The organism is Micromonospora sp. CPCC 205739, assembly GCF_036906795.1.
Lineage (GTDB): Bacteria > Actinomycetota > Actinomycetes > Mycobacteriales > Micromonosporaceae > Micromonospora.
Genome location: NZ_JBAKHS010000048.1, coordinates 1 through 4,028 on the forward strand (window position 1 = coordinate 1; position 4,028 = coordinate 4,028).

Consider the following 4,028-nt stretch of genomic DNA (forward strand, 5'->3'; position numbering starts at 1 on the left):
CACCGAGTCGACCGGGGGATCGACAACGTGCCGGCGGCGTAAGCACCACGATCAGGCGCTCGATGTTCAGAGGGGAAAGTCTTCGTCCGGCAGGCTTCGCAAGCGGGAGGGCTCGCGGCGCCGGTAACGACCTTCGGCCCGCCATCATTCCGGGGGCTCGCATCCCCGCGGGCCGGGCCAGCAGGGTTGCTACTGCGATCGTCCAGGTGATGTAACGACCCGCCGCCCGCCATCATTCCGGCCGGGTCGGCCACGTCGAGGGCCAGGCCAGCGGGGTGCTGCTGCGATCGTCCAGAGGGTGTAACGGCCCCGGCCCGGCGGCCATTCCGCCGCCGGGGTGCCGCCCGTCACGGGTCAATCAGGCACAGCCATGCGGAACCGGACAGCCAACCCGCCGGACTTGCTCGACAGGTCGCACAGTCAGCGGCAGAGACACACGAAATTCGGACAGGCCGCGCGATCGGGACAGCCCGGTCGAGGTCGGCATCACTGCCCAACCGGGCCGAAGCGGTGTCGGAGCAGCCCGAACGACCGGCGCGCGCCGCGTACCCGGGCAGGGGTGACCTTGGGGCGCGGACCTGGCGGGGCGGGCGTCAGGACGCGCGGGCGCGGACCTTGGCGGCGCACTCGGCGACCACCGAACGGGCGTCCAGCCCCAGGCTCTCGATGGCGACCAGCGCGGTGAAGACCACGTCGGCGAGTTCGGCGGCGACGTCCTCGCGGGTGTGCGTGACCCCCTTGCGCGGGTTCTGGCCGAGCACGCCGATCCACGCACCGGCCGCCTCACCGGCCTCCTCGGTGAGCTTCAGGATGCGGCAGGTCAGCTCCGCCTGCCCGGTGCCGTTGGCCGCGTCCAGCCAGCCTCGCGAGGCCCGCACCGCGCCCCAGATCGACTCGTCCACCGGATCAGTGAACCGGACAGGGGTGACGATCCGTACCCGGGGGCGGTCGGCGGATGACGCCGGCCCGGTGGTGGCGACGAGGCCGCCAGCTGGACCGGAAGGGACGTGCGGTGATGCCGGAGGCCGTCGAGTCGGTGTTCGCCAGTGTGGTCAGCCGGAACCCGGGGGAACCGGAGTTCCACCAGGCGGTCCGGGAGGTGCTGGAGAGCATCGGCCCCGCCCTGGCCCGTCACCCCGAGTACGCGCGGGCGCGGATCATCGAGCGGATCTGCGAGCCGGAGCGGCAGGTCATCTTCCGGGTGCCGTGGGAGGACGACCACGGCCGGGTCCGGGTCAACCGGGGCTTCCGGGTGGAGTTCAACAGCGCGCTCGGCCCGTTCAAGGGTGGCCTGCGTTTCCACCCCTCGGTCTACCTGGGGATCGTCAAGTTCCTCGGCTTCGAGCAGATCTTCAAGAACGCGCTGACCGGCCTGCCGATCGGCGGCGGCAAGGGCGGCGCGGACTTCGACCCGAAGGGGCGCTCGGACCGCGAGGTGATGCGCTTCTGCCAGAGCTTCATGACCGAGCTGTACCGGCACATCGGCGAGCAGACCGACGTGCCCGCCGGGGACATCGGGGTGGGCAGCCGGGAGATCGGCTACCTCTTCGGGCAGTACAAGCGGATCACCAACCGGTACGAGTCGGGGGTGCTGACCGGCAAGGGCCTGTCGTACGGGGGTGCGCAGGTGCGCACCGAGGCCACCGGGTACGGCGCGGTGTTCTTCGCCGCGGAGATGCTCGCGCAGACCGGGGACAGCCTGGACGGCAAACGGGTGGTGGTCTCCGGGTCGGGCAACGTGGCGACATACGCGATCGAGAAGGTGCACCAGCTCGGCGGGACCGTGGTGGCCTGCTCCGACTCCGACGGCTACGTGCTGGACGAGAAGGGCATCGACCTGGAGCTGCTGCGGGAGCTGAAGGAGGAGCGCCGGGTCCGGCTGGACGACTACGCGCGGCACGTCCCGCACGCGGTGGCGGTCCCCGGCCGTACCGTCTGGGAGGTGCCCTGCGACCTGGCGCTGCCCTGCGCGACGCAGAACGAGATCGGCGGCGCGGAGGCCGCCGCGCTGGTGGCCGGCGGCTGTGTGGCGGTGGTCGAGGGGGCGAACATGCCGACCACCCCGGAGGCGGTGCGCATCCTCGGCCGGGCCGGGGTGCGGTTCGCCCCGGGCAAGGCGGCCAACGCCGGCGGCGTGGCGGTAAGTGCGCTGGAGATGCAGCAGAACGCCAGCCGCGACTCGTGGACCTTCGCCCAGTCGGAGCAGCGGTTGCGGGAGACCATGCGGGACATCCACACCCGCTGCTGGGCCACCGCCGAGGAGTACGGCCTGCCGGGCGACTACGTGGCCGGCGCCAACATCAACGGCTTCCGCCGGGTCGCCGAGGCGATGCTCGCGCACGGGCTGGTCTGAGTCGGTCTGTTGACCGGGCGGTCAGTCGGTATCGGCTGACCGTTCGGTCAGGAGGGCATTGACAGGGTTCGACGGCGGGGCCTAGCTTCAGGGCGCTACCGGTCGGTAGGCACCGTCCCGCCTGGCCGCCCCGCACGGGCGGCACCGTCCCCGGGGGAGCATCGATGCTGTCCTCATCCACCCGACTCGTACGCCGCCTGCTCGCCGCCGGCGCCACCCTCGCCCTGACCGTCGGGCTCGCCGGCGCGGCGCCCGCCGCCGCCGCCGACCGCCACGGCGACGGGTCCCAGCCACTGCCCGGCTACACCATCAGCAACCCGCCGCTCGCGCCGCTCGACGTGCGGGGCACCCCGTCGACCGTCCGGCAGGGCGTGCACCGGCACGCCGGCTACATCATCGAGATCCCGCCGGCCTGGAACGGCGAGCTGGTGATGTGGGCGCACGGCTACCGGGGCCAGACCAACGTGCTCTCTCCGGAGACCCCCGGTTACGGCCTGCGGCAACGCCTGCTGGACCAGGGGTACGCCTGGGCGGCGTCGTCGTACACCACCAACGGCTTCGACATCCGCTCCGGCGTGGTCAGCACCCGGGAGCTGGCCGACCTGTTCGCCGGCACGGTGCGGCGGCCACACCGGACGTACCTGACCGGGGTGTCGATGGGCGGCTACATCATCGGCCGCTCCCTGGAGCAGTACCCCGGCTACTACGACGGCGCGCTGCCGATGTGCGGCGTCCTGGGCGACCACCAGCTGCTCGACTTCTTCCTCGACTACAACCTGGTCGCGCAGGCCCTCGCCGGGGTCCGCGCCTATCCCACGCCGCCGGACTACCTGACCAACGCGGTGCCACGGATCCAGGTCGCGCTCGGCCTCGCCGGGCTCACCCCCACCGGGCCGGACACCACCAACGCGCGCGGCAAGCAACTGCGGCAGATCGTCATCAACCGCTCCGGCGGCCCGCGTCCCGGCGCGGAGCAGGCTTTCGCGGTCTGGAAGGACTTCCTCTTCGGGATCAGCGCCACCAACGGGGGCGACTCCCCCGCGCAGCGGCCGGGGCAGCTCGCCACCAACCTGCTCACCCGCTACAGCCCGAACGGCCCGGTGGACGTCAACGCCGCCGTCCAGCGGGTCGCGCCGGAGAACGTATGGCAGCGGATCTCCCCCACGCTGACCGAGGTGCCGCGCATCGCCGGGCGTCCCACCGCCCCGGTGCTCAGCCTGCACGACCTGGGTGACCTGTTCGTGCCGTTCTCGATGGAGCAGGCCTACGCCGGGGACGTGGCGTGGCACGGCCGCAGCCGGCTGGTCGTCCAGCGGGCGATCCGGGCCACGCAGCACTGCGAGTTCACCCCGGCCGAGGCCGGCACCGCCTGGGACGACCTGGTTTCCTGGGTACGCACCGGCGCCCGCCCCGCCGGTGACGCGGTCACCGATCGGAAGGCGGTCGCGGCGGCGGACTTCGGCTGCCGGTTCAGTGACCGGGCCGCGTACGCCGCCGGCGTGGGCACCCGTCGGCTCTACTCCGCGTGCCCCTGACCAGCGCCGCTGGCCGGCACCCCGCTTGGGGGTGCCGGCCAGCGTGTGGTTCAGTGCGGTCAGTTGTTCCAGTGCTTGGCGACGAGGTCGGCGGCCTGCTGCTCCCACTGGGCGTAGTGGAAGGGGTAGGCCGAGACCTG

General features: G+C 72.4%; 3 protein-coding genes. 2 read left to right on the forward strand and 1 reads right to left on the reverse strand.

Features of this window, described 5'->3' with window-relative positions; genetic code table 11:
* Positions 1-593: 593 nt before the first annotated feature.
* The gene (locus V6U88_RS30065) at positions 594-902 is read right to left on the reverse strand and encodes a MazG-like family protein (protein ID WP_334458278.1); all 309 of its coding nucleotides are present in this window, start codon (positions 900-902) and stop codon (positions 594-596) included.
* 113 nt (positions 903-1,015) lie between these two features.
* Here V6U88_RS30065 and gdhA point away from each other — a divergent pair, with 113 nt between their 5' ends.
* The gene (gene gdhA, locus V6U88_RS30070) at positions 1,016-2,353 is read left to right on the forward strand and encodes an NADP-specific glutamate dehydrogenase (RefSeq protein WP_334458280.1); all 1,338 of its coding nucleotides are present in this window, start codon (positions 1,016-1,018) and stop codon (positions 2,351-2,353) included.
* Positions 2,354-2,517: 164 nt separating this feature from the next.
* Positions 2,518-3,888, forward strand: coding sequence for an alpha/beta hydrolase family protein (locus V6U88_RS30075; RefSeq protein ID WP_334458281.1), 1,371 nt, complete (start codon positions 2,518-2,520; stop codon positions 3,886-3,888).
* The last annotated feature ends 140 nt before the right edge of the window (positions 3,889-4,028 follow it).